Below are 23,664 nucleotides of genomic sequence, written 5' to 3'. Positions count from 1 at the left end.
GGTTCGCTCTGCTCCCACCCTCGCTCCCCTTCAGACCGCGATTGGCTGCGGCACGGCGTCGGCAAACTCGCCGAACAGGCTGTGGCTGCCGACCGCCACCAGCCGCACCGCCTTGATCTGGCCGATCATCTCCGCCCCGGCCTGGACGTGGACCGCCTGCATGTGCGGCGACTTGCCGACGATCTGGCCGGGCAGCCGGCCCGGCTTCTCGAACAGCACCTCGACGGTGCGTCCGACGCTGGCCAGGTTGAAGGCGCGCTGCTGGGACTCGAGCACGGCCTGCAGCGCCGTCAGCCGCTCGGACTTGACCGCCTCCGGCACCTGACCGTCCATCGATGCCGCCGGGGTGCCCGGCCGCGGCGAGTATTTGAAGGAATAGGCGCTGGCAAAGCCGACCCGCTCGACGAGATCCATGGTGTCGGCGAAGTCCTGGTCGGACTCGCCGGGGAAGCCGACGATGAAGTCTGACGACAGCGCGATGTCCGGCCGCGCCGCCCGCACCTCGGCGAGGCGCTGCAGATAGAGATCGCGGGTATGCCGGCGGTTCATGGCGTCGAGAATGCGATCTGACCCCGACTGCGCCGGCAGATGGAGATAGGGCATCAGCTGCGGCAGCTCGCGGTGGGCGGCGATCAGCTCCGCGCTCATCGCCCGCGGATGGCTGGTGGCGTAGCGCAGCCGGGCGATGCCGGGCACCTCGGCCAGCCGCGCCAACAGCCGCGGCAGTTTCCAGGGCCGGCCGTCCGGCCCCTCGCCGCGATAGGCGTTGACGTTCTGGCCGAGCACGGTGATTTCGCGCACCCCGGCAGCGGCGAGGCGCTCGACCTCGGCCACCACCTTGTCGACCGGGCGCGACACCTCGCCGCCGCGGGTGCTCGGCACCACGCAATAGGTGCAGAAGCGCGAGCAACCCTCCTGGATGGTGACGAAGGCGCTCGAGCCGCGGCGGGCGATCTGCTCGCGTCCCGGCGGCACCAGACGGTCGAACTTGTCCTCGGCCTTGAGCGCGGTATCGACCACGCCGGGCCGGATGGCAGCCGCCGCCACCAGCTCGGGCAGGCGGTGATAGCTCTGCGGGCCGACCACGATGTCGACCACCGGCGCCCGCCGCACCATGTCAGCGCCCTCGGCCTGGGCAACGCAGCCGGCGACGGCGACGATCACCTTGCGGCCCTCGGCGGCGGCAGCCTCCTTCAGCACCCGCAGCCGGCCGAGCTCGGAATAGACCTTCTCGGCCGCCTTCTCGCGGATGTGGCAGGTGTTGAGCACGACGAGGTCGGCGTCCTCGGCCGCGGCCACGGAGACGAAGCCCTGCGGCGCAAGAGTATCGGCCATGCGCTCGGCGTCATAAACGTTCATCTGGCAGCCGAACGACTTGACGTAGACCTTCCGCGCCCCCGACGTCCCGAGCGGGGCGGATGCCGTCAACGTGAAGGGCGGTTTGGAATCGTCAGCCATCGTCAACGCGAATCGATCGTCCCAAGTGTCGCGGCCGGATGCGACGGTAGCATGAAACGCCGACCGCGCGGCCTCCGGAGGTCGCCATCCAGCCCGAGGCGCAGGCGCCTCACCGAGCGTCCGGCAGCGTAAGGTAAAGGTCTTATCGGGTTTCCGGCAAAAAAGGAACGGCGGCGGTGTGCGGCAAATCCCGCCCGGCCAGGGCGGCGGCGGTCATCGCCCGCACCGCGGCCTCCAGCCGGCGCGTGGTCTCCTTGCGATTGGCGGCGCCGTCGAACTTGAGCACCGGCCCGAAGCTGACGACGACGTCGATCGAGCTGCGCTTCAGCACGCCAGCCAAGTGCGGCGGCATATCCATGTCGCCGTACCAGGCGACGTGCGGGCGCAGGAAGCGCCCCATCGGCAGGCCGTCGAGCCGGGTGTAGGCGATCGACACCGGCTGCAGCGACACCGAGCCGCCCGCGGCGCTGCCCAGCACGTCGTGGGCGGCGCCGACCAGCGCCGAGCGGAACGGCAGCACGCGGTTGCCGTCCGAAGAGGTGCCCTCGCCGAACAGCACCACCGGCTCGCCCTCGACCATGCGGGCGGCGATCTCGGCATTGACCTCGCCGGTCTTGAGCCGGCGCGAGCGGTCGACGAACACCGAGCGCTGCAGCTTGGCGAACAGGCCGAACACCGGCCAGCCGGCGATCTCCTGCTTGGCGACGAACACCAGCGGGAACAGCGAGCCCAGCACCGGAATATCGAGCCAGGAGGCGTGGTTGGACACCACCAGCACCGGCCCGTCGCTGGCGGGCTCGCCGCTGACGAAAACCCGCACCCCGAGGATTCTCAAGATGGCGCGGTGATAGATCAGCGGGATCAACCGCCGCATCGACAGCCGGAACGTCACTGCCAGCCATTGCAGCGGCAGCAGCAGCAGGGTGACCAGCACAAGCGACGGAATGGACAGGGCGCGCGGCATCAGGTGATGGCGGGAGGCGTCGAGCTGGCCGGCGCATCCTCCAACGGCAGGCAGTACAATTCCAGCCGGTGGTCGACGAGGCGATAGCCGAGCTTGCGCGCGATCTCGCGCTGCAGCGCCTCGATCTCGTCAGACTGGAACTCCAGCACGTCGCCGGTGCGCAGGTTGATGAGATGATCGTGGTGGAATTCGCTGCGTTGCTCGTAGCGCGACCTGCCGTCGCGGAAATCGTGCCGCTCGATGATGCCGGCATCCTCGAACAGCTTGACCGTACGATAGACGGTGGAGATCGAGATATGCTCGTCCACCGCGACGGCCCGGCGGTAGAGTTCCTCGACGTCGGGATGGTCTTCCGCTTCCGCGAGCACCCGCGCGATGACCCGCCGCTGCTCGGTCATCCGCATTCCTTTGGCGGCACACAACGCTTCGATCAGGCTCGTCTTCGAGATCACCACGGGACTATCCCCCTTGCCACGATCGGCCCGCGGAAACGCCGGGCAAAGCGCAAGATCGTGGGGCGGTTCAACGTCTTGGAGCACGCAACGTCTTGGAGCACGATTCTGGAGCGCGGTCAGTCTTCACATTGCCGGCCATCGCTGCAAGGCGCAACCCAACCAGCCTCCGGCTCGGCCACATCTCGTTTCTGCCGTCATAAGGGATTTGGACGGTGATGTCGTGATCCCAAATCGTTGCAAATCCAAAAATTCTTGTTGGGAAAGCCGGTTTCTTCCAGGCAACGGGCGCGGCAGCGCCGAAAAACCATCGGCTCATCCGACCGCCCGGCGCAACACCAGCGCCGTCGCCGCTTCCCCCGGCCGGGCGTAATAGGCCTTGCGACGGCCGACCTCGACGAAGCCCGCGCTCTCATAGAGGCGGCAGGCGGCGTCATTGTCTTCGGCCACCTCCAAAAATACCTCGCGCACACCGATCTCGGCCAGGCGGTCGAGGTGATGGTGCAGCATGGCCCGGCCCACTCCCATGCCGCGTTCGGTGGTGCGGACCACGACGGTGAGGATCTCCGCCTCGCCGGTGACCTGACGCGACAGCAGAGCGCCGATGATATCGCCGTGGCCGCCGGTGCCGCAGGCGACGTGGGCGACGCTGTGACGATCGGTCAGCAGGCGCTCGAACTCGTGCTCGCTCCAGCCGCGCTCGAACCCGGTGGCGTGCAGATCGGCCAGCGTGCCGCAATCGTCGGCGTCGGCGTCGCGCAGCACGGGCTGGAGAGGGGGGAATAACGGGAATACCGGCATTATCGACGGGCGATGCGCGCGCCATCCTGGGGGCGGGCGTCGGGTGGACGCAGATAGACCGGCCGCGGCCGGCCTTCGGGCGAGGAGGCGGCACCCAGCCGCGCCACCCAGGTGACGTCGGGCGCGCCGCGCGGATCGACCTGCAGCGGCGGCCGCTCGGTGGGCGGCCACGCCGCCGCCAACAGCGGCGCACCGGAGCCGACCAGCTTGACCGGGCCGATAGCGGCGGCGCGGATCGCCTCCTTGAGCGTGGCCACCCGCGGCGGAATCAGCGAGCGCGCCCCCGCCCCGGTCATCTGCAGGAAGACGTTGCCGTGGCGGGCGTCGATCGCCGCCACCACCGGCACCCGGTCGTCCTCGGCGACCAGCGGCGCCGACAGCGCCGCCAACGTGGTGACGCCGACCGCAGGCTTGCCGAGCGCGACCGCGAAGCCGCGGGCGGCGGCGATGCCGACCCGAAGCCCGGTGAAACTGCCGGGGCCGACCGTGGTGGCGATGCGGTCGATGGCGTCGAAGCCGACGTCCGCCACCCACATCACCCGCTCCACCAGCGGCATCAGCGCCTCGGCGTGACCGCGGTGCATCGGCAGGCTTTGGACCGCACGAATCTCCTCGGCGTCCGCGTCGAACACGCAGACCGAGCAGGCGTCGAGGGCCGTATCGATGGCGAGGACGAGCAACTGAACCTCCGCTGCGCTTTCATGCGTCAGATTGCAGCGGAAGAAAAGCGTGGCGCGCCGACAGGCACCGACACCATGCGCAGGATTTTTGCCTATCCAACCGCGAACGCGCAGGCGGCACGGTCAAACCGGGCGCACTTCCGTCACGTCCGGCACGTAGTGGCGCAGCAGGTTCTCGATGCCATGCCGCAACGTCGCGGTGGAGGACGGGCAGCCCGAGCAGGCTCCCTTCATCGACAGGAACACCACACCGTCCTTGAAGCCGCGGAAGGTGATGTCGCCACCGTCGCCGGCCACCGCCGGTCGGACGCGGGTCTCGATCAGCTCCTTGATGATCTCGACCGTCTCGCTGTCGCGATCGTCGAAGAACTCGTCCTCGCTCGCGGCGGTGGCATCCTCCCGCAGCAGCGGGGCGCCGGACATGAAGTGCTCCATGATGGCGCCGAGGATCGCCGGCTTGAGGTGCGGCCACTCGGCGTCCGCCTTGGTCACCGAGATGAAGTCGCCGCCGAAGAACACCCCGGCCACACCGGGAATGGCGAACAGCCGCTCGGCGAGCGGCGACTGGGCCGCCGCGGCTTCGGCATCGCGCAGCTCAAGCGTTCCCTCGCCCAGCACATCGCGGCCGGGCAGGAATTTGAGGGTCGCCGGATTGGGCGTTGTTTCGGTCTGGATGAACATCAGCTACTCCCCAACGCCCGGTCAAGGCGGGCTGGTGACCCGAGCGGCCGCCTGCACCGCTCGGCGACGGACGGCACGGTCATCGCCGATCGGCGCGGAAGCGCGCTCCGCTCGCGTTTGCTCCTTTAGCAGGTAGGCCTCGCGGAACAAATCGCAAGACGGCAGACGACCCGAACGGAGTTTGCCCGACCCTCGCACTAAGCCAGCGCGTCGATCTCGTCGTCCGACAGGTGGCCGGGCACGATGGCGATGGGGATGGCGAAGGTGCCGGAGGGCTTGCCGGCCAGCATCGTCACCAGCGGCCCCGGTCCTTCCGACCCGGTTCCCGCCGCCAGCACCAGCACGGCAATGTCCTCGTCCTCGTCGATCAGCCGGACGATCTCGGTGGCCTTGTCGCCTTCGCGCACCACGCATTCCGGCTCCAGCCCGGCGAGCGAGCGCACGTTGGCGGCGTGGCGGTCGAGCATGGCGGCGGCGGCCTCGCGGGCCTCGGCCCGCATCAGGTCGGCGACGCCGAGCCATTGCTGGTCCATGTCGGAGGTCTCGATCACCCGCAGCATGATCAGCCGGCCGCCGATGCGCGCCATCCGCCGCGCGCCGAACCGCACCGCGCGGTCGCACTCCGGGGTATCATCGATGATGGCCAGGAATTTCGGCTTGTGGCCGGATTCGTAGGCGCGCCGCTTGCGGCTCATCGGCCTCCCCCTGCCGCGGACCGCCAGATGCTGGCATAGCCGGCCGGCCGCCGGCAAGCACTGCCGCCAGCGGCCAGGCTACCGGACCTCGGGGTCAGCGCAACAGGCCGACGATGTCCTTGACGTGGTTCATGGTTTCGCTGGCGATCACCCGGGCGCGCTCGGCGCCGTCCTTCAGCACGGCGTCGACATAGCCGGGGTCGCCGAGCAGGCGGCGCATCTCGCCGTTGAGCGGCGACAGCTTGGTGACCGCAAGATCGGCCAGGGCAGTCTTGAACGCCGAGAACTGGCCACCGCCGAACTCCGCCAGCACCGCCGCCACCGGCTGGTCGGCCAGCGCCGCGTAGATGCCGACCAGGTTTTCCGCCTCCGGCCGGCCATCCAGCCCCTTGGGCTCGGAGGGCAGCGGCTCGGGGTCGGTCTTGGCCTTGCGCACCTTCTGGGCGATGGCGTCGGCGTCGTCGGTGAGGTTGATCCGGGCATAGTCGGAGGCGTCCGACTTCGACATCTTCTTGGTGCCGTCGCGCAGCGACATCACCCGCGTCGCCGGACCCTGGATCACCGGCTCGGTGAGCGGGAAGAAGCCATCGAGGAACCCGGCCGCCTCGATCTGAGGCTTGAAGTCGTTGTTGAACTTCTGCGCCACGTCGCGGGTGAGTTCGAGGTGCTGCTTCTGGTCCTCACCAACCGGCACGTGGGTGGCGCGGTAGACCAGGATGTCGGCCGCCATCAGGCAGGGATAGTCGTAGAGGCCGACCGAAGCGTTCTCGCGGTCCTTGCCGGCCTTTTCCTTGAACTGGGTCATACGGTTGAGCCAGCCGAGGCGGGCGACGCAATTGACCACCCAGCCCAGTTCGGCGTGCTCGGGCACCTTCGACTGGTTGAATACGATGCTCTTGTTGGGGTCGAGCCCGGCGGCGAGATAGGCCGCCGTCACCTCGCGAATGGCGCCTTTCAGCGCCGCGGGATCTTGCCACATGGTGATGGCGTGCATGTCGACCACGCAGTAGATGCACTCGTGGGTGTTCTGCATCCTCACCCAATTGACCAGCGCGCCGAGATAGTTGCCGAGATGCAGGTTGCCGGTCGGCTGCATGCCCGAAAACACCCGCTGCTGGAATGCCATGGCAAAAACTCCCGTGAAATTGGCGGGCGGGTCATCGCACCGCCGGGGACGCGACGCAAGCGCCCATATCGCGGTGCGCCGATCGCGGCGCCGACGCCCCATCCGCACTTTCCCCTGGAACGGGCGCGGAAAGGCGGCGCCGGCCGGCGCGGAGCGATTGCGTCCCGCCGGGGCCGCCGCTATGTGTCGACGGCGTTGGGGCGTAGCCAAGTGGTAAGGCAGCGGATTTTGATTCCGCCATTCCCTGGTTCGAATCCAGGCGCCCCAGCCAATCTTCCGCTCGCGCCGCTTAAATTCGCCCTCGCCGCTTGCGCTGACACCGTGGCAGCGTGCGGGCGTTCCGGAGGCGTTGGCCTGGCACCAGCTTTGCGCCGGAAGGTCAACGCCGAGCGCACAGCCGCTATTCCGCACCGTCGGCCATGCGCTGGAGCAGCGCCCCTGCGGGCGAGCTGACCGCATGGCACCGCCCGGAGTGGGCCGGATCGGCCACCGCCACGGCGCCCACGCGAAACGGCTCGGGCGAGAGTTGCGGTCACTCCCACCGGTGGCGTATCTCCGGTCGGGTCGCGGGCCGGACCGATGGGGAGACTGCAGCCGATGTGCGGCATCGCTGGGCTGATTGATCCGCGGCTGGCCGGCAACGCGCCGGCACTGGCCCGCTCTGCGACGGCGATGGCCGACGCCATCGTTCATCGCGGCCCCGACGACGGCGGATGCTGGGTCGACGCCGGTGCCGGCGCCGCGCTATCCCACCGGCGGCTCGCCATTGTCGACCTTACCGCGGCCGGCGCGCAGCCGATGGTGTCCACCGACGGCCGCTGGGTCGTCAGCTACAATGGCGAGATCTACAACGCCGGCGACCTGCGCCGGCACCCTGCTCTCAACGGCGTCGACTGGCGCGGCCACTCCGACACCGAGGCGATCATCGAGAGCGTCGCCCGCCGCAGCTTGGATGCGACCGTGGCAGACCTCAACGGCATGTTCGCGCTCGCGCTGTGGGACCGCCGCGAACGTCGCCTGCACCTTGTCCGCGACCGGCTCGGCATCAAGCCGCTGTTCTTCGCGGCAAGCGGCACGCGCCTGGCGTTCGGCTCTGAATTGAAGGCGCTGCGCGCGCTCGACGGCACGCCTCGCACCATCGACCCGCGCGCGGTCGCAAGCTTCCTGCGGTTCGGCTACGTGCCGGCGCCGCACGCCATCTTCCACGGCGTCGAGAAGCTGCTGCCGGGCGAGATCGTTTCGTTCGCTGCCGACGGAGGGATCACGCGGCGCCGCTACTGGCGCCTCGACGAGGTCGCGGCGGCCGGCCGCGCCGATCCGCTCGAGGTCGGCGACGCCGAGGCGGTCGAGCTGCTCGCCGCGCTGCTCGGCGATGCTGTCGGCCGCCAGATGATGGCCGACGTGCCGCTCGGCGCCTTCCTGTCCGGTGGCATCGATTCCTCGACCGTCGCCGCGCTGATGGTGGCGGCAGCGAAGGGGCCGGTGCGCACATTCTCGATCGGTTTTCCAGACTTCGGCTTCGACGAGGCCGTCCACGCCGCGGCGGTGGCGCGCCACCTCGGCACCCGCCATACCGAGCTCGTGGTCACCGCCGCCGACGCGCTCGCCGTGGTGCCGCGCCTCGCCGAGATGTACGACGAACCGTTCGCCGATTCCTCGCAGATTCCCACCCACCTCGTCGCCAAGCTCACCCGCGGCCATGTCACCGTGGCGCTGTCCGGCGACGGCGGCGACGAGCTGTTCGCCGGCTACAATCGCCATCTGCTCGCGGCGCGCGACTGGCCGCGCCTCGCCCACATACCCGCGCCGCTGCGCCGCGCCGCGGCGCGCGCGCTCGGCGCCATGCCGGCAGCCGCAATCGACCGCGCCGCGCGCGCCCTTCCCCGCCGCCTCGTTCCGGCGCAGCCCGGCGAAAAGCTCACCAAGCTCGCCAGCGTCCTGGCGCTCGACCCCGCTGCGCTTTACCAGCGACTGGTCAGCCAGGTTCCCGACCCCACCCGCCACCTCGGCGCGGCGGAATATCCGCCCGGCCTCGGTGAGCCGCCCGCCGGCCTCGACCTGCTCGACGCCATGCGCTTTTCCGACACCGAGACCTACCTTCCCGACGACATTCTGCAAAAGGTCGACCGCGCCTCGATGGCGGTGGCGCTCGAGGCCCGTCCGCCGCTGCTCGACCATCGCGTCGTCGAGTTCGCATGGCGCCTGCCGCGCCGATTCCTGGTCCGCGGCGGCGAGACCAAATGGATCCTTCGCCGCGTGCTCGACCGCTTCGTGCCGCCGGCGCTGATCGACCGGCCGAAGATGGGGTTTGCAATTCCGCTGGCCGACTGGCTGCGCGGCCCGCTGCGCGATTGGGCCGGCGACCTGCTAGACGCCGATTCCGGCGTGCTCGACCCGGCCCCCGCCCGCGCGCTTTGGCGCGAGCACCTCGGCGGTTCCCGTAACCACGCCTCTCAGCTTTGGACGCTCATCATGTTCGAGGCTTGGCGGCGGCGGTGGGGATGACGGCACCGCGCATTGTGGTCGTCGGCCCGCCAATCACGATCGGCGGCCTGATGCGTCACCCCTCGCGCGTGCGAGCGGCGCGGCATCGCCTGGACTAGACATCCACCTGCACGTCACCGGCCGCGGCGGTGCACTCGTAGAGGCTACAGCGTGGGCCGGCATCCCGATCGACGGGCCACCGGCCGCGCGTCGCCCAGCGCAATTCGTCGCCGCCTCTCCCACCGCATCGGCGCGGACTATCGCACGCCTCGCCCGCCGCATCGGCGCGCTGCGGCCAACCTGGTGCGTGTCTTCCTCGCCGAGCCGACGGTGTTTGGCCACATCGCCACGGCGTTTGCCGGCCACCGCCAGCGCATTGGCGCCGCCGTCCGCTAGTACTTTACCGGCGCAGATTTCGCGGTTTTCGAGCAAACGAGCGGCGGCTGCACCACCACACGCGGGCGCCGATCAGGAACTCATCAGCGGTGGTCGATGAATTGGACGCCGAATGCGCGACAGAACCAAAGTCGGGCTGATCCACAACCGTGTCGCCATCCCGGCGCCGCTCGTCCGCACCGCCTGACGGTGCAACCCGCGCCATCCGGGGGTGCAAGAAAAAGAAAACGCCGGGGCGTTGTCCCCCGGCGTTCATAAAAGGAAACGGGGCGCCAGATGGCGCCCCGCCTTGTGTCTTACTTCGCAGCAGCCTTGATCGGGCCCAGCTCCGGATAATCCTTGAGCCGGGACGCACCGAACAGCGGCTTCGTCACACCCTGGTGGCAGGTGCGGCAGTCGGCCTGCGGAGCCTCACCCTGGCGGCCAAGACGGCTGGCCGGCAGCGAGGCGTTCAGCGGAGCGAGATAGTTCATGTTCAGATCACGAACCATCCGAATGCCCCACCACGCAATGGCGCGCTGCGGCGTGCTCTTCTTACCCCACGACTCGAAGGTCTGCGCGTTATGGCAGAACGTGCAGTTGGTGCCGAGCGAGTCAGAGATGCTCATCATCAGCGCGAAGGTCGCGTAGGCGTCCGACAGCGGACGACGTTCCTTGCCGCGGCTGACGCCGACCAGCGGAAGCGCCGTCTGCGGCACAACACGGACCTGACGCTTGTCGTTCGCGAGGAACATCGTGAACGGATCGTAGTTCAGAGCCGAGTAGGCCGTGTACTTCGCAAGGCGGACGACATAGCCCGAACGGGTCTCAACCCGCTCGACGTGGGTCGGCGTCTCACGATTGTTCAGCGGCAGCGTCGGCTCCAGGTACCGGACGTACGGCGGGAGCGGCGTGCCACGGTGGCAGGTGTAGCAGGTCACACCGGTCTGGGCGACGTGCTGCGTCCAGTTGGTGTTGATAGCGCGCGTCATTTCCAGCATGCGGCGCGCCACCACGTACGGATACTTGGCCTCGGAAGCGAGGTTGTTCTCGTCGTGGCAGTACGTGCAGCCTTCCTGAGGCGACACCCATTCCGTGATCGCCGTCATGGTCCGCAGGAACTCGGCCTCGGTCAGATTCCCGAGCACCTTGACGTTCTTGTAGACCTGCGAGACGGGCGGGCCTTCCGCCTTCACCGCGGCCAGAGCCGGCGGATACTGAGCGTCACGTTCCTTCTTGGCTTTCACGGTCGCCGGGTGAAGAACCTCACCCATCGAAAGTCCGCGGAAACCAGTCTGGGTCGTGGTAGCCGGCGGCGGTTCGAAACAACCGGCCACGAGAGACGCCAGCGCGACAGTCGCGACCGAATTAACAATCAGCTGTTTCATTTCGGTGCTCCCGGCAGCGAGGCAGGATCAGGCGTGGCGGGGAGATAAGCCGGATAGTCCGGCGCAGCGCCATGCTTGACACACCAGAGGTACCAGTTGTCGACGAACGTGCCGGTCAGAAGGATACCGACGCTCGCAGACACCATCACCATCAGCGAGAAGAACCAGCCCCAGCGATGGACAGACTCGATCGTGGCGTTGAAGCCGATCGTCCAGCGCCAGAACAGAGCCGCACGCTCCACCGCAGTGCCGCGGTCGGTGATCTGCTCGATTTCGCGATCGCCGCCAAACCGGGCAACGGCCAGAATGGTGGCGCCGTGAGCCGCGAACAGCAGGCCGCAGCCATAGGCGAAGCCGATCGAGAACCCGTGCCACGGGCAATAGTAGAAGTTGCCGTAGCGGATCGAGAACGCAGTCAGCCAGTCGATGTGCGGCCAGATGCCGAACGGAACGCCTTCCGACCAGCTGCCGACCAGAGTCGGATGGATGCAGCCAATACACAGCACGAAGAAGATCGCCGCAGCGAAGTTCCACGCGATGTGGGTGCCGAGGCCGAGAGCACGAGCCCGCGAGTACACCCGGATCCACCAGGAACCGAGCGACAGCGTCATGAACAGGCCGGCCATAAGCCACCAGCCGCCATCATGAAGCGGCGGGATGCCCATGCCGTACTGCGCCTTCGGCGGATAAAGGCCGAGCCAGAAGAACTGCCGGAAGAACTGCAGCGGATCGAAGTGAACTTCGGCCGCCATGTTGAACAGGATGATCAGGATCGCGGTCGAACCGAAAGCGAACGCCGCAATTCCCGAAGCACCCAGATAGATCGGCCCGATCTGCGCGTCACCGATCTTGCCCAGCCAGTAAGAATAGAAGGGCTTACCGACGCGATCGTTGTCGCCCCACTCGCCGGAGACAGTGATATGCGGGCCGCGGGCCTGAATCTGCGTGTAGATAGTTTGATAGTCAGCCATTGTGCGCCCCCTTAGCTCCAGAACGGAATGTCGAGCCACCAGCCCCACCATTCCGGCCAGCCGCGAGTCCAGAACGGACCGCTAGCGATGGTGCCAAAGGCGCCTGTCAGGAAGATATTCGAGGCGAGGAAGAGGCCCAGGCGGTGAATGCTGAGCGCGCCGATCGAATAGCCAACGACATCACGGAAGTACTGGTTCTCGTGCTCTGCCGTCTTGACCTTGTCGCCATCGCCCGGGTTAGCGACCGACAGAATCAGACCACCGTGCAGACCCAGCGCCATTGCGTTCACGAACAGGAACGAAACGGACGACATGTGTCCCGGGTTATAGTGCCAGTTAAGGTACTGATACCCGAAGTTGTTCACCCAATCGAGATGGCTCAGGATGCCGTAGGGGAAAGCATGACCCCACGACCCAAGAAGCAGCGGGCGAAAAACCTGCAGGACGCAGAACATGAAGATCGGAACGCAGAAGGCCAGCGGGACGTGCCAACCAATTCCGAGCTTGCGGGAAATTTCGACCTCACGGAGCATCCACGAAATGAATGCACCAAGAGCGCAGACGGTGATCGCCTGCCAGAAGCCGCCCTCGAGCAGCGGCGCCGCTCCGAGCCCGTACTTCAGGTCGGGCGGATTGATGCTAATGGCGAAGGGATCCCAGGTGGGCCCTTGAGACGCCGCGTAGCCGATCAAACTAACGCCGAGGAAAATGAAGAAGATTGCCGAAACTCCGAAGAAGCCGACAAAGTACGGCCCCACCCAGAAATCGAACAAGTCTCCACCGATCAGCGTCCCCCCGCGGACGCGATACTTTCTCTCAAAGCTGAGCAGTGCCATTGCTCTGTCCTCCGCTTGAGGGGCGTTGCCAGCGCCACCTCGCCCCTGAATTTGGGTGGCGGGCAAAGCCACATTGGGCCTCGCCCACCACCCGACCATTCACCCGAAAATGGGTTTCAGGTCAGCCGACAGCCGGCGGAACGACCACGAGCGACGCCGCCTTCGGAAGGCCGCGCTGGAATTCCCACCAGTTCAGACGATCGGTGCTGAGCAGACCGAAGTGGATGAGCAGAGCGATGACCGTCAGGTAGACGAACAGAGCGGTCAGAACGCGGCGCGGATCCAGGATCAGCCAGAGCTTCCAGGAAGCAGTGCGATATTCGGTAGCCATGTGTCAGTCCTCCCCGCTCAGACCAGATACGAAAGCGCCGACTGGACGCCTTCCAGATTCACCCAGCCCTTCGGGATGGGAGCGATCCACGGACGAGCCGTCCACACCAGGTAGTGAACGATCACGGCGGTCGCGAGGTACAGAACCGTCGAGGTCACGAAGATCCCGTGGAACTCCTTCGCCTCTTCTTCCGTCAACCCTGTCAGGCTCGGTTTCAAGTCAGCCATTTTGATACCCTCATCAATGCGGGCCTTGCGGCCGTCACCGCGCATATCCCACGCGGCAGGGATCGACGTGGCCGAAACCACGTCGAACTCTTCACCCGGCAAAACCGGGCAAAGACTCTTGGTTCGATTCGCCGTTGCGGAAAACCGCCTCGTCGAACCGATGAGAGGAAAAATTGCGCAACTCCCCCGTCACGCAGCCTGCCCCCCGACAAGAGCGGCACGGGCACGCGCAACACACGCGACCGTCACCCGCTCTTCACCAACTGCTCTCGCCTCCCGTTCCGCCGCGTCGCGCAGACGCTTGACGGCCGAAGTGCGGATCAGAACCGGCAGCGCCTCAACCGAGTCGTCGAGAGCTGCTCTCGCGTCGTCGTTCCAGGGCATCTCTTTATGCCGCCGGGCCGGCGTCGCCTCAACTTTATCAAGTTCCGTGCCGAGGGGAAGGATGTTGAACAGCGCATCGTAAAGCGCATTACACACTTCCTGCACGACATAGGTTGCCCCAGCATACCCCATCACCGGGGTGCCAGTATAGCGCCGCACGATCGCTCCCGGAAACGAGGCGGGGATGAAAATCGCCCGCGAGCCCACTTCCGCAAGATACATGCGTTCGTTGTAGCTCCCAAACACGATCAGCGGCATGCTGGTCTGGATTGCTTGCCGAACCGCGCCGTTGTCGGGCTTCACGCCCGGCTTGCGCGAGAAAGCGAAGCTGCACAATAGCCCCATTTCCTCCTCAAGGAAATGGCGAAGTCCACGGGTGTACGTCTCGTTCGCAGCAATACCGAAGCTCGACGTCCCAAAAAAATCCTGCGTCATCGACCGCCACAGGTCCCACAGCGGACGAATGGTGGTGCGCTTCTCGCGCTCGATGAACGGCTCCGGATCGAGGCCGGTCAATTCGCCGAGCGCGCGCAGAAACGCCGTCGTCGAATGCAGCCCGATCGGGGCCTGCAGATACGGCCGCTCCAACGTTTCGCACAGCATGCGCCCGAACTCGCGGTACATGCAGATGTTGACGTCGGCATCCAACAACCGCGGAACATCGGCAAGATGGCTGCCCAGCGGAAACACCAGGTTAACCTCGCAGCCGATTCCCTCCACCAACCGCCGAATTTCGGCAAGGTCGGAATAAATGTTGAAGGTGCCATACACCGCGCCGATGATGTTTACCCGCAGCTTTTCGCCGGGCTTGCGCGCCTTCGGCGGCGTCACCTTCTTTGCGCCGAACTCCGTCCACAGCCAGTTCATGGCGCGGTCGGAGCACTGCCACTGGTCCTCGTCGATGGTGCGCGACAGGAACCGCTTGATATTGGTGCCTTCGGGCGTGACGCCGCCGCCGATCATTTCGGCGATCGACCCCGTCACCACCACCGCCGGCATCTCCGGATCGAGCGTCTTGTGCGCCCGCCGCATCGATTCCTCGGTGCCGGTCTGGCCGAGTTGTTCCTCCGACAGTCCGGTGACCACCACCGGCATCTCGTGCGGCGTCACCGCGTCGGTGTAGTGCAGCACCGCGGACACCGGCAGGTTCTCGCAGCCGACCGGACCGTCGATAATGACCTGCAGCCCCTTCACGGCCGTGAAGACGTACACCGCCCCCCAGTAGCCGCCGGCGCGATCATGGTCGAGGATCAGCATCAACCGATCTCCTCGGCCTTGCGCTGCTTAGCCTGGGCGGCGATGCGGCGCTTGTAGGCTTCGCGGAACTCGGGACGCTCGTCCTCCGCGTCCTCGCCGACACCGGCGAAGAACGCACTCATCTTATCGAACCGCGGCTTGTTGCCGATCGCCGCATTCATCAGCTTGGCGAGCGTGCCGGCGCCGGCGACGCCGAACATCGGCAGCGTCGAGATCAGGTTGGTGAAATAAATCGACGGAATGCCGAGCGACTTTGCTTTCTGCACCATCGGCGTGGTGCCGATGGCGAGGTCTGGCTTGTATTCTGCGATCGCCTCGAGGTCCTGCTCGTGCGTTCCGCGGAACTGAACTTTCACACCCCGCGCCTCGAGCCACTCGCGGTCGGCGTCCGACCAGCGGGTGCGCGGGCAGGCGGTCGAGAGGTACGGAAGATCGGCCCCGCTTTCGACCAGCAGGCGCGCCACCAGCAACTCCGACCCTTCATAGCCGAACATGGTGATACGCCCGCGGATCCGCGCGTTGGCCAGCGCCGCCCGAATCGGCGGCAGCAACTTGTTTTTCGCTGCTTCGACGGTGACCCGAGCCACCCCGCACGCATCGCCGATCGAGTCGAGCCACGCGGCGGTGCCGTCATAGCCCACCGGGGCCGATCCCACAACGGTGCGACCGGCCGCTTCGAATTCACGAATTACGGAGGTGTAAATAGGGTGAATTGCCGCAACCGCGCCGCAGTCCAGCGCGGCATACAGCTCGCGCCATTCGCGGGTCGGCACCACCGGCCCCGCCGCCAGGCCGAGCGGCGCCAGCAGCATGCCGATGTTGACCGGGTCAGCCGGGAACATCTCGCCCAGCAGCGTCACCGTCGGCCGGTCGCTGCGGCCGCCGCGCGGCGCCTGCACCGGCCCCTGCTCGGCCTCGTGCCGCGCCCGGTTGAGCATCGCCGCGCCGAGAATGTCCTTGGCCTCGGCGTGGGTGCCGGTGCCGAAACCGGGCACGTCGATGCCGATCACGCGCACGCCGTTGACCTGCTTGGGCAACAGGCGCAGCGGCACGCCGGCGGCAGTCGGAACGCACAGGTTGGTGACGATGATGGCGTCGTATTGTGCCGGGTCGGCCAGCTGGTGCACCGCGTCGCGGATGTCCTCGAACAGCTTGCCGGTCACCAGCGTCTCGGAGCTGAACGGTACGTAGCCGACGGTGCGGCGCGCGCCATAGAAGTGGGACGTGAAGGTGAGACCGTAGACGCAGCAGGCCGAGCCGCACAGGATGGTCGCGGTCCGGCGCATGCGCAGACCGACGCGCAGCGACCCGAACGCCGGACACATCGTCTGCGGCTGGTCGTGCGGCGACGATGGCGCGTGGCCGCGCCCTTCGACCGAGTCGCGGAAAGCTTCGACGGACCCGGCCCGGCAGCCGGGCCCGTCGGGGATGGCAGCGACGTCGACGCGTGGCAGATCCCCCGCACCTGCCACAACGTCGACGCGCGGCGTCGGGCCGGCTGACGCCGGCTCACCGCCTCGTGCGGTGTCGATCGGAACGTAACTGGCAGCCCTCATGGCGTCCTGTCCCAATTCACACCGTGTCGTAAATCACTTCGAGCGACGGCTTCTCGATCACCGCCGACCCGCACATGTCTTCGATCGTCGCCGGCTCCAGCACCACGTTGCGACCGACCGCCTCGCTCTTGAACAGGGCGAGCAACTCGTCCTGGCTCAGCGGCCTCGGCCGGATCGGCGGCGCACCCGCCACTGCCGACGCCAGCTCCTCGAACAACGAGCCCCATGCCCCGCCCGGATAGCCGACGATCTGATAGTTCGCGCTCTTGCGCCGGATATCCTCGTCTGCCGGGATGGCCGAAAGCACCGGAATGCCGGCGGCCGCCGCGAAGGCCTGCGCCTCGCCGGTACCGTCATCCTTGTTGATCACGATGCCGGCGACGCCGACGTTGCCACCGAGCTTGCGGAAATACTCCACCGCCGAGCAGACATTGTTGGCGACATAAAGCGACTGCAAATCGTTCGAGCCGACGATGATGACCTTCTGGCACATATCGCGCGCGATCGGCAGGCCGAAGCCGCCGCACACCACGTCGCCCAGGAAGTCGAGCAGAATGTAGTCGAAGCCCCAGTCGTGGAAGCCGAGCTTCTCCAGGAGCTCGAAGCCGTGGATGATGCCACGGCCGCCGCAGCCGCGCCCGACCTCCGGGCCGCCGAGCTCCATGGCGAACACGCCATCGCGCTTGAAGCAGACGTCGCCGACCTTCACCTCTTCGCCGGCGAGCTTTTTCTTCGCCGAGGTCTCGATGATGGTCGGGCAGGCCCGGCCGCCGAACAACAGCGAGGTGGTGTCGGCCTTGGGATCGCAGCCGATCAACAGCACCTTCTTGCCCTGCTGAGCCATCATGTAGCTCAGGTTGGACAGCGTGAAACTCTTGCCGATGCCACCCTTGCCGTAAATCGCGATGATCTGCGTCGCCTTGGCGGGCTCGCCGGTGGGCACGGGATCGGGTTCGATTGCGGCTTCGGCCTTGAGACGGGCGTCAAGGATCGGCTGCAACGAGACCGCTCTGGCGGGGGACGTCATGAGCAGGATCTCCAGTCGAGAACCATCTTGAGGCAGGTCGGATCGTTGAAGGCGGTCCGATAAGCCTCGGTCGCGTTCTGCGCCTCTTCGCGATGCGTGATGAGCCCATCCAGCGACAGCCGACCGGACTCGACCAGCTGCTTGACCGCGACGAGGTCCTCCGGCCGCCATTCGGCGGCGACGCGGATGCGGGCCTCGCGCAGGAACGCCGGCGGGAAATTGAAGTGGAGCGGCTCCTCGTAGAAGCCGGCCAGCACGATCTCACCGCAGGGAGCAAGGCGTGAAATCAGCGAGTCCAGAATGGTGGGATCGCCGCTGACGTCATAAATGGCGTTGTAGTCGTTGCGGGTGTCCTCGGACGGATCGAGCACCCGATAGCGGGTGCCGCCCTCGGCGCGGGTGGGGTTGCGCTCCCACACCACCGCCGGGCCACCCGACAGCAGCGCCAGGCGGGCCAACAGGCGGCCGAGCACGCCGTGACCAACGATCAGGTCGGGCTGGCGGGCGCCTTCGGCATGAATGGCATGATAGGCGGTGGCCGCGAGCGCCAAGAGAACGCCCTGCTCGCCCAGCTTCTCGTCGATCGCCAAGGCCCGCGACGCCGGAACCACCAGCCGCGAAGCCGCGCCGCCGAACAGGCCGCGCACCTCACCGTAGCAGCGCGCGCCCGGCACGAACACGCGCTCGCCGACGCGGGCGCTCGCGCTACCGCCGGCAGACGCGATGCGGCCAACCGACTCGTAGCCCGGCACCAGCGGATAGCCCATGCCCGGGAAGGACGGCATCCGGCCGGAATAGAACAGTCGCTCGGTACCCGTGCTGATCCCACTCCACTCGATGTCGACGACCACGTCGTCGTCACCCGGCGGCGTGAGAGCAAGCCGACTCAGCACCAGCTGTTCCGGCTTCTGTAGCACCACGGCAATCGTGTTCATCCAGACACCCGGTAACGGGACACAGAGCGGCTACCCGCTTACGAAGTTGTTGTCACTCTAACTTTACGACCCCTCCTGTCAAGTGTGACTTACGCCTGTGACAGGGCCTTTGGGAGGCATTTGCGGCGGTATTCACGTAGCGTCTGACAGGTCGCGCCCGGCCGGCTCTGGGCGAATTTCCCTCGTTGTCAGAATGAGTTCCGCAAGGCTCGCGCGGCCGCGACAATCCAGCGCCGCGGCGGATACGTAGAAGCCGGAACGGCTCCGCTGGCGGGGCCGCGGCGGCCGGCCGGATCGTATCTAGTTACCGCCCGCTGCGAGGGGGCGGGGCCGCGCCGACGCCGCCCCCGGCGCCCGCTGCCGCGGCGCCCTCAAGGATAACCCTAACGGGGAAATGCCGAGCCTGGCGCTGTGAACAGCGGCCGGCAGCGCAACGTTCAACCCTGGCCCAGGGCGGGCGAACCGGGCCCGCCATAACCACGAAAAATTACGATAAAACAACATCTTGAATTTCGCGTGGCCGCCTGCGCACCGACCGCACGCGCGTGGATCGGCCCACGCTGAACCGGCGCTCGGCGGCAACCGGACGAGGTCGAGCTCAACACCAGTGAAGACACCTTGGCCGACCCCGGCCGCCGCCCGAGTGTCAAGTCTGCTTGACAGTCATGCCGCGAGCGGCGCCGGCCGGCCAAGATTGGGCTCCGCCCGGCGACCGATACGACTGCGGCCGTGTGCAGGTCTGGAGCCGGCTTTCGGGTCAGCGACGCCGCGGACGGCGCACAGGTAGCGGCTCGCCCTCGATACCGCGCCGAGGTTCGGGCCCGAAGACAGCGCCCGCCGAGCCAAGCCGCGAGCGCCGAACCCGCCACAGCATTCCCGGCGCAGTCAGACCGCTGCGTCAGACCGCTTCCGAACGATCACATCGTGATCCGGAAACCGCCTCGTCGAAACAGGCCCTGTTCGGAAAGAGGTTGTTCGGCGCCCGCACGACGGAAATTCCGGCCTGATCGGCCGGATTTCGTATCAGTTGGCCACCGGAATTCCGACCCGCCGGGGGGATGAAACGCCGGTCGTTCCGGGCGAAGCAAAGCTGAGACTCCGAACCCATGATCCGCGACGTTTCCGGCAACGGCACCGCGAGCGATGTCGCGCCGCTGCGGACGACGGCGCGAGGTCTCCGCCGGGTCCGGCCTTGGACGTCGGACGGCACGGCGCCGTGGAGCACAGCGCGCACGGTTTCTGTTTAGGCCGATCACGCCGGATGCGGTCACGCCGCCCGCAGCGCCAGACTCTTGGGCAGGAAGCGCTTGCCTTCCATCGAGATCAGGCTGCGCAGTTCGTTGACACGCGGACAGGCCGGAATGGAGTCGACCGCGGCGGCCACCAAGGCGTCGAACCGTTGGATCGCCCCGGTTACGCCCAGTTCGCGGGCCGCACTCGGCCGGCCGAGTTCGGCGTCGCGTCCGCTCGGCTTGCCGATCTCTTCGGCGTCGGCGGCAACGTCGCGCAAATCGTCAGCGACCTGATAGGCTTCGCCGAGGCGCTCGCCGAGGGCGCGCCATGGCTCGGCATCCCAGCCGGCGGCGGCGGCACCGGCGATGGTGGCCGCGGCGAACAGCGCGCCGGTCTTGGCGCGATGGTAGGCGGCGAGCTCGACCTGCGGCTCGCACTCCCACGCCTGCCCGGCGATGATGCCCGACGGCGAGCCAACCGCGCTGCTGATCACCGGCAGCAGCTTGGCGAGGCGCTCGGGCGAGTTCACGGCGCCGCGCGCCAGGGTCTCGAACGCCAGCACGATCAGGGCGTCGCCGGCCAGCACCGCAATGTTCTCGCCGAACACCTTGTGCACGGTCGCCTTGCCGCGCCGGATCGGTGCGTCGTCGAAGCACGGCAGGTCGTCGTGAACCAGCGAGCCGCAATGCAGCAGCTCGATCGCCGCGGCGGCGGAGTCGGCGAGCACCGGATTGTCGTCGCCGCAGGCCCAGGCCACTGCGAGGCACAGCCTTGGCCGGATGCGCGCGCCGCCGGGAAACACCGCGTAACGGAGCGCTGCCGCCAGCGTTGGCGGGCACCCCTCGCCTTCTGAGGCGACGATTGCCGATTCAAGGGCCTGCTCGATGCGCGCCATCGGGTCCATGCTGCACTCCGGCTTGGGTCGGCCCAAGGACTGTAATCTCTGACGACTGTAATTTTCTGTTGTCAGCTGCAACTGTCAAACAGGATGGACAGTCCATGGAATGGTGTCAATGAGCATTCTGCCGGCACAGCGGACGGTGGACAAGGCGCAGCCGGGCAGCGGCGCGCCAGCATAACGTAACGCGATCTGGCGTGGCGCCGTGCGTGCGCCGATACCTTTGGCGCCCCGATCGCAGCGGATTGAGCGCCCTGCCCACCGGCCTCTAAACCCCGTGGTAACGCCGCCCGGTCCAATCAGACCAGGTTGCGGATATTGGAGGGTTTCGCGTGATCAACTGGTGGCTCGATCTGCCGAGTGTCGGCATGTTCGTCGTCCTGATCGGGTTCTATGCGGCAACCGGCTCGTTCTTGGTCTGGCTCACCGCCTTCTCGCCGGTTCACGGCAAGATCCACAGCCTGAACGGGGTGGTCGGTCCGTTCATCGGTACCGTCAGCGTGATGTTCTCGCTGCTCACCGGTTTTCTCGCCAGCGACATTTCCGACCGCAACCGTCAGGCTTGGCGCGCGGTGCACAGCGAGAGCAGCGCCGCAGAGACCCTGAATACGCTCGGCCGCGTCTCCGCCTCCGAGTTGGCTCAGATTCAGCCGTCGCTCCGCTATTACCTGCAATCGGTGTTGACGCAGGACTGGCCGCAGATGGCCAAGGGCGACTCCTCGCCCGACACTGACGCGGCGTTCGAAGTGCTGCTGCACGAGGTGAGCGATGCCAAGGTCGCCCAGGTGGTCGGCCAGACCGTCCAGGGCGCGCTGCTCAATGCGGTGATCCGTATCCGCGACGCCCGCGCCGACCGCTTGGCGCTCGCGTCCGACCGCACCAACGACATCAAGTGGATCACGGTGCTGATCATCGGGGTGATCACCCAGCTCGCGATTGCCCTGGTGCACCTTGAGCGGCCACGCGCCCACGGCGCCGGCGTGGTGGTGTTTTCGGTCGCGGCGATCGTCGCACTCGGCCTGATCGCGCTGCAGGAGCACCCGTTCAGCGGCGACATCCGCATCTCGCCCGCACCGCTCCAAGACGCGCTGGCGGTGGTGTCGCAGCCGGGGTGATCCCGGATTGGGGATGGTCCCGGCGTGATGCCGGAAAAAACCTCAGAAATTGGCATGCCAGCGTCGATGGCCGGGACTCGACCCGGCCATCACCCCTCGGTGCAACCCGCCGACGACATCGGTTGGAGGTCGGCGGACTTCGCCCGGCCGCAGCGGCGCTTACGCCGCGCCAGGCACCGGGGTCGCATCCACCGACGGCTGCTCGGGTTCGACCGCAGTCGAGGCCGGGGCACTCTCCGCCTCCACCGCCGCCGGACGCTCGTTCGGCAGGTCCGACACGCGGTACTCGATGTGAGTGGTGAACCACTTGGCGTAGCCACCGAGCGCCATCAGCATGCCGACCAGGGCAACGAGGCCGATGGCGTGCGACAGGAAGCCGATCACGCCGACGACGGCGAGGAACGTGACGAAGGTCAGCCCGACCGGCCGCATCATCATGGCGGTCTTGGCGGTCGTCCACATGTAGTCCGGCCGCGCGGCGCTGCGGACCAGACCCTCCGCCTCGGCCTGCGCGCGCAGTTCGGAGACGTACGTCATGTGGACGTGAGCCTTGTAGAACAGCACACTGCCGACGATGGCGCCGACCGCGCCCGCGACGATATCCTCGATACCGGTGATCAAATCCATCTTGCTCTCCCTTGCCTAGCGTCTGTCATGCAGCAGCCCCGTCCGTCATGCCCGCGCGCCGGACTCAGCCCGCACGGAGGCGCTGCAAACTCTCGCGGCCCATCGGCGCGATGCCCTGCGTGGTGCAAATCCGCTCCTGCTCGCGTTCGGAGACGCTCGCGAAGATATCGATCATCATCGCGATCTGGCCGTGCACGTCCCACCACGCGACCTCGCTGTCGGCCCGCCGCAGCGCCGGCGTCGACGCGATCGCCTCGACCAGGAACGCGACCTCCGGCAGCGGCGGTGCGGTCTCGTTGCGGCCCGGCAGCGGCGCCTGCGCCAGCCCGCGACCGAGCAGGCGGGCCTTGGCGCCGGCCGACACCACCGCCCGGCTCGACACCGAATCGTAGCCGCGCCGCGCCACCTCGCGGTTGATCTCGGCATAGATCAGCCGCGCCGCCCAGATGCCGGGCCGGCAGCTCAGCGGCAGCCGGGCGATGCCGGCCTCCGAGCGGACGTAAAGCTTGTCGGCCTCATTGATCAGCCGCTTCACCACCGACGCCAGCCGCGCGTCGAACTTCGGCTCGGCGAGGAAGGCGTCGGGGTCGAGCCCGGCTTCGCGCATCCAGTCGAGCGGCAGGTAGAGCCGGCCGGCGCGGGCGTCCTCGCCGACGTCGCGGGCGATGTTGGAGAGCTGCATGGCGACGCCGAGGTCGCAGGCCCGCGCCAGCACCTCGGGCTCGCGCATCCCCATCAGCACCGTCATCATCGCGCCGACCGCCGCGGCGACGCGGGCCGAATAGGCCACCACCCCGGAGAAATCCTGGTAGCGGCGACCTTCGGCATCCCAGGCGAAGCCGTCGAGCAGCGCCTCCGGCAGCGCGCGCGGCACCGCATAGCGCTCGACGGTTTCGGCGAAGGCGCGGTCGACCGGATCGGGCATCGGCCGGCCGGCATAGGCGCGGTCCAGCCGCTCGCGCAGGCCGGCCAGCGCGGCGACGCGGTCGACGCCGAGATCGACCGCGTCGTCGGCGACGCGGCAGAAGGCGTAGAGCGTGCAGGCCGCGGCCCGCACCGTCGGCGGCAGCACCATCGACGCGGTGTAGAACGAGCGCGAGCCGTTACGAAGCAGTTCGCGACAGGCGGCCAGATCGTCCACCCTGGCCGGCATCGCGGGCGTC

General features: G+C 67.5%; 22 protein-coding genes and 1 tRNA gene. 3 read left to right on the top strand and 20 right to left on the bottom strand.

Going from position 1 to position 23,664, the window contains the following annotated elements:
• Positions 1 to 30 precede the first annotated feature (30 nt).
• The 8 genes from miaB to trpS all read right to left on the bottom strand — a co-directional run bounded on the left by miaB (position 31) and on the right by trpS (position 6,857).
• Complete coding sequence (miaB, locus tag BVIR_RS03030; protein WP_082416614.1) at positions 31 to 1,458, bottom strand: tRNA (N6-isopentenyl adenosine(37)-C2)-methylthiotransferase MiaB; 1,428 nt, start codon at positions 1,456 to 1,458, stop codon at positions 31 to 33.
• 142 nt (positions 1,459 to 1,600) lie between these two features.
• Positions 1,601 to 2,422 (bottom strand): lyso-ornithine lipid O-acyltransferase, encoded by an 822-nt coding sequence (gene olsA / locus BVIR_RS03025; RefSeq protein ID WP_055036377.1) that lies wholly within the window; start codon positions 2,420 to 2,422, stop codon positions 1,601 to 1,603.
• Positions 2,422 to 2,826, bottom strand: coding sequence for a Fur family transcriptional regulator (locus BVIR_RS03020; protein ID WP_082417298.1), 405 nt, complete (start codon positions 2,824 to 2,826; stop codon positions 2,422 to 2,424). The genes olsA and BVIR_RS03020 overlap by 1 nt, the downstream gene beginning before the upstream one ends.
• A 363-nt stretch (positions 2,827 to 3,189) precedes the next feature.
• Entirely contained in the window at positions 3,190 to 3,639 is a 450-nt protein-coding gene (locus BVIR_RS03015) for a GNAT family N-acetyltransferase (RefSeq protein WP_055036375.1), read from the bottom strand.
• A 35-nt stretch (positions 3,640 to 3,674) separates the two neighbouring features.
• Positions 3,675 to 4,355 carry a tRNA (adenosine(37)-N6)-threonylcarbamoyltransferase complex dimerization subunit type 1 TsaB gene (tsaB, locus tag BVIR_RS03010; RefSeq protein ID WP_055036374.1) on the bottom strand — a complete coding sequence of 227 codons (681 nt, stop codon included), beginning with the start codon at positions 4,353 to 4,355 and terminating at the stop codon, positions 3,675 to 3,677.
• Between the two features lie 123 nt (positions 4,356 to 4,478).
• Entirely contained in the window at positions 4,479 to 5,036 is a 558-nt protein-coding gene (locus tag BVIR_RS03005) for a NifU family protein (protein WP_055036373.1), read from the bottom strand.
• A 197-nt stretch (positions 5,037 to 5,233) separates the two neighbouring features.
• Positions 5,234 to 5,731 (bottom strand): universal stress protein, encoded by a 498-nt coding sequence (locus tag BVIR_RS03000; RefSeq protein WP_055036372.1) that lies wholly within the window; start codon positions 5,729 to 5,731, stop codon positions 5,234 to 5,236.
• A 94-nt stretch (positions 5,732 to 5,825) separates the two neighbouring features.
• The gene (gene trpS / locus BVIR_RS02995) at positions 5,826 to 6,857 is read right to left on the bottom strand and encodes a tryptophan--tRNA ligase (RefSeq protein ID WP_055036371.1); all 1,032 of its coding nucleotides are present in this window, start codon (positions 6,855 to 6,857) and stop codon (positions 5,826 to 5,828) included.
• Positions 6,858 to 7,053: 196 nt separating this feature from the next.
• Between trpS and BVIR_RS02990 the strand changes: the two genes are divergently transcribed.
• Together BVIR_RS02990 and asnB are read left to right on the top strand one after the other, a co-directional pair.
• Positions 7,054 to 7,128 (top strand) — tRNA-Gln (locus BVIR_RS02990).
• 326 nt (positions 7,129 to 7,454) lie between these two features.
• Positions 7,455 to 9,362 carry an asparagine synthase (glutamine-hydrolyzing) gene (asnB, locus tag BVIR_RS02985; protein WP_055036370.1) on the top strand — a complete coding sequence of 636 codons (1,908 nt, stop codon included), beginning with the start codon at positions 7,455 to 7,457 and terminating at the stop codon, positions 9,360 to 9,362.
• Positions 9,363 to 10,033: 671 nt separating this feature from the next.
• On the opposite strand, the gene pufC is transcribed toward asnB, so the two are convergent.
• The 10 genes from pufC to BVIR_RS02930 form a co-directional block, all read right to left on the bottom strand.
• Entirely contained in the window at positions 10,034 to 11,104 is a 1,071-nt protein-coding gene (gene pufC, locus BVIR_RS02975; protein WP_082416610.1) for a photosynthetic reaction center cytochrome PufC, read from the bottom strand.
• The gene (gene pufM, locus BVIR_RS02970) at positions 11,101 to 12,075 is read right to left on the bottom strand and encodes a photosynthetic reaction center subunit M (RefSeq protein ID WP_055036367.1); all 975 of its coding nucleotides are present in this window, start codon (positions 12,073 to 12,075) and stop codon (positions 11,101 to 11,103) included. Before pufM ends, pufC begins: the two co-directional genes overlap by 4 nt.
• Before the next feature lie 11 nt (positions 12,076 to 12,086).
• A complete protein-coding gene (gene pufL, locus BVIR_RS02965) occupies positions 12,087 to 12,911 on the bottom strand; it encodes a photosynthetic reaction center subunit L (RefSeq protein WP_055036366.1) in 825 nt (274 codons plus the stop codon).
• Between the two features lie 121 nt (positions 12,912 to 13,032).
• Entirely contained in the window at positions 13,033 to 13,242 is a 210-nt protein-coding gene (gene pufA, locus BVIR_RS02960; RefSeq protein ID WP_055036365.1) for a light-harvesting antenna LH1, alpha subunit, read from the bottom strand.
• A gap of 17 nt (positions 13,243 to 13,259) precedes the next feature.
• Complete coding sequence (pufB, locus tag BVIR_RS02955; RefSeq protein WP_417852039.1) at positions 13,260 to 13,550, bottom strand: light-harvesting antenna LH1, beta subunit; 291 nt, start codon at positions 13,548 to 13,550, stop codon at positions 13,260 to 13,262.
• Positions 13,551 to 13,658: 108 nt separating this feature from the next.
• Positions 13,659 to 15,110, bottom strand: a complete 1,452-nt coding sequence (gene bchZ / locus BVIR_RS02950; RefSeq protein WP_055036364.1) for a chlorophyllide a reductase subunit Z — start codon at positions 15,108 to 15,110, stop codon at positions 13,659 to 13,661.
• The gene (gene bchY / locus BVIR_RS02945; protein ID WP_082416608.1) at positions 15,110 to 16,666 is read right to left on the bottom strand and encodes a chlorophyllide a reductase subunit Y; all 1,557 of its coding nucleotides are present in this window, start codon (positions 16,664 to 16,666) and stop codon (positions 15,110 to 15,112) included. The genes bchZ and bchY overlap by 1 nt, the downstream gene beginning before the upstream one ends.
• A gap of 16 nt (positions 16,667 to 16,682) precedes the next feature.
• On the bottom strand, positions 16,683 to 17,693 hold the full coding sequence (locus BVIR_RS02940) for a chlorophyllide a reductase iron protein subunit X (protein ID WP_055036363.1): 1,011 nt from the start codon (positions 17,691 to 17,693) through the stop codon (positions 16,683 to 16,685).
• Positions 17,690 to 18,628: a chlorophyll synthesis pathway protein BchC gene (bchC, locus tag BVIR_RS02935; protein ID WP_055036362.1), complete on the bottom strand. Its 939-nt coding sequence runs from the start codon at positions 18,626 to 18,628 to the stop codon at positions 17,690 to 17,692. Before bchC ends, BVIR_RS02940 begins: the two co-directional genes overlap by 4 nt.
• Before the next feature lie 1,267 nt (positions 18,629 to 19,895).
• The gene (locus BVIR_RS02930; RefSeq protein ID WP_055036361.1) at positions 19,896 to 20,765 is read right to left on the bottom strand and encodes a polyprenyl synthetase family protein; all 870 of its coding nucleotides are present in this window, start codon (positions 20,763 to 20,765) and stop codon (positions 19,896 to 19,898) included.
• Between the two features lie 326 nt (positions 20,766 to 21,091).
• Here BVIR_RS02930 and BVIR_RS02925 point away from each other — a divergent pair, with 326 nt between their 5' ends.
• The gene (locus BVIR_RS02925) at positions 21,092 to 21,874 is read left to right on the top strand and encodes a bestrophin-like domain (RefSeq protein WP_055036360.1); all 783 of its coding nucleotides are present in this window, start codon (positions 21,092 to 21,094) and stop codon (positions 21,872 to 21,874) included.
• 159 nt (positions 21,875 to 22,033) lie between these two features.
• Here the strand turns inward: BVIR_RS02925 and BVIR_RS02920 are convergent, their stop codons facing one another.
• Positions 22,034 to 22,501, bottom strand: a complete 468-nt coding sequence (locus BVIR_RS02920) for a hypothetical protein (RefSeq protein WP_055036359.1) — start codon at positions 22,499 to 22,501, stop codon at positions 22,034 to 22,036.
• Positions 22,502 to 22,565: 64 nt separating this feature from the next.
• Positions 22,566 to 23,654, bottom strand: a complete 1,089-nt coding sequence (locus tag BVIR_RS02915; protein WP_145911885.1) for a phytoene/squalene synthase family protein — start codon at positions 23,652 to 23,654, stop codon at positions 22,566 to 22,568.
• Positions 23,655 to 23,664 lie beyond the last annotated feature (10 nt).

The sequence above is a fragment of the Blastochloris viridis genome, from assembly GCF_001402875.1.
Classification (GTDB): domain Bacteria; phylum Pseudomonadota; class Alphaproteobacteria; order Rhizobiales; family Xanthobacteraceae; genus Blastochloris; species Blastochloris viridis.
Note: the sequence above shows the minus strand (reverse complement) of the source record. Positions and strands in the feature narration are given on the sequence as shown.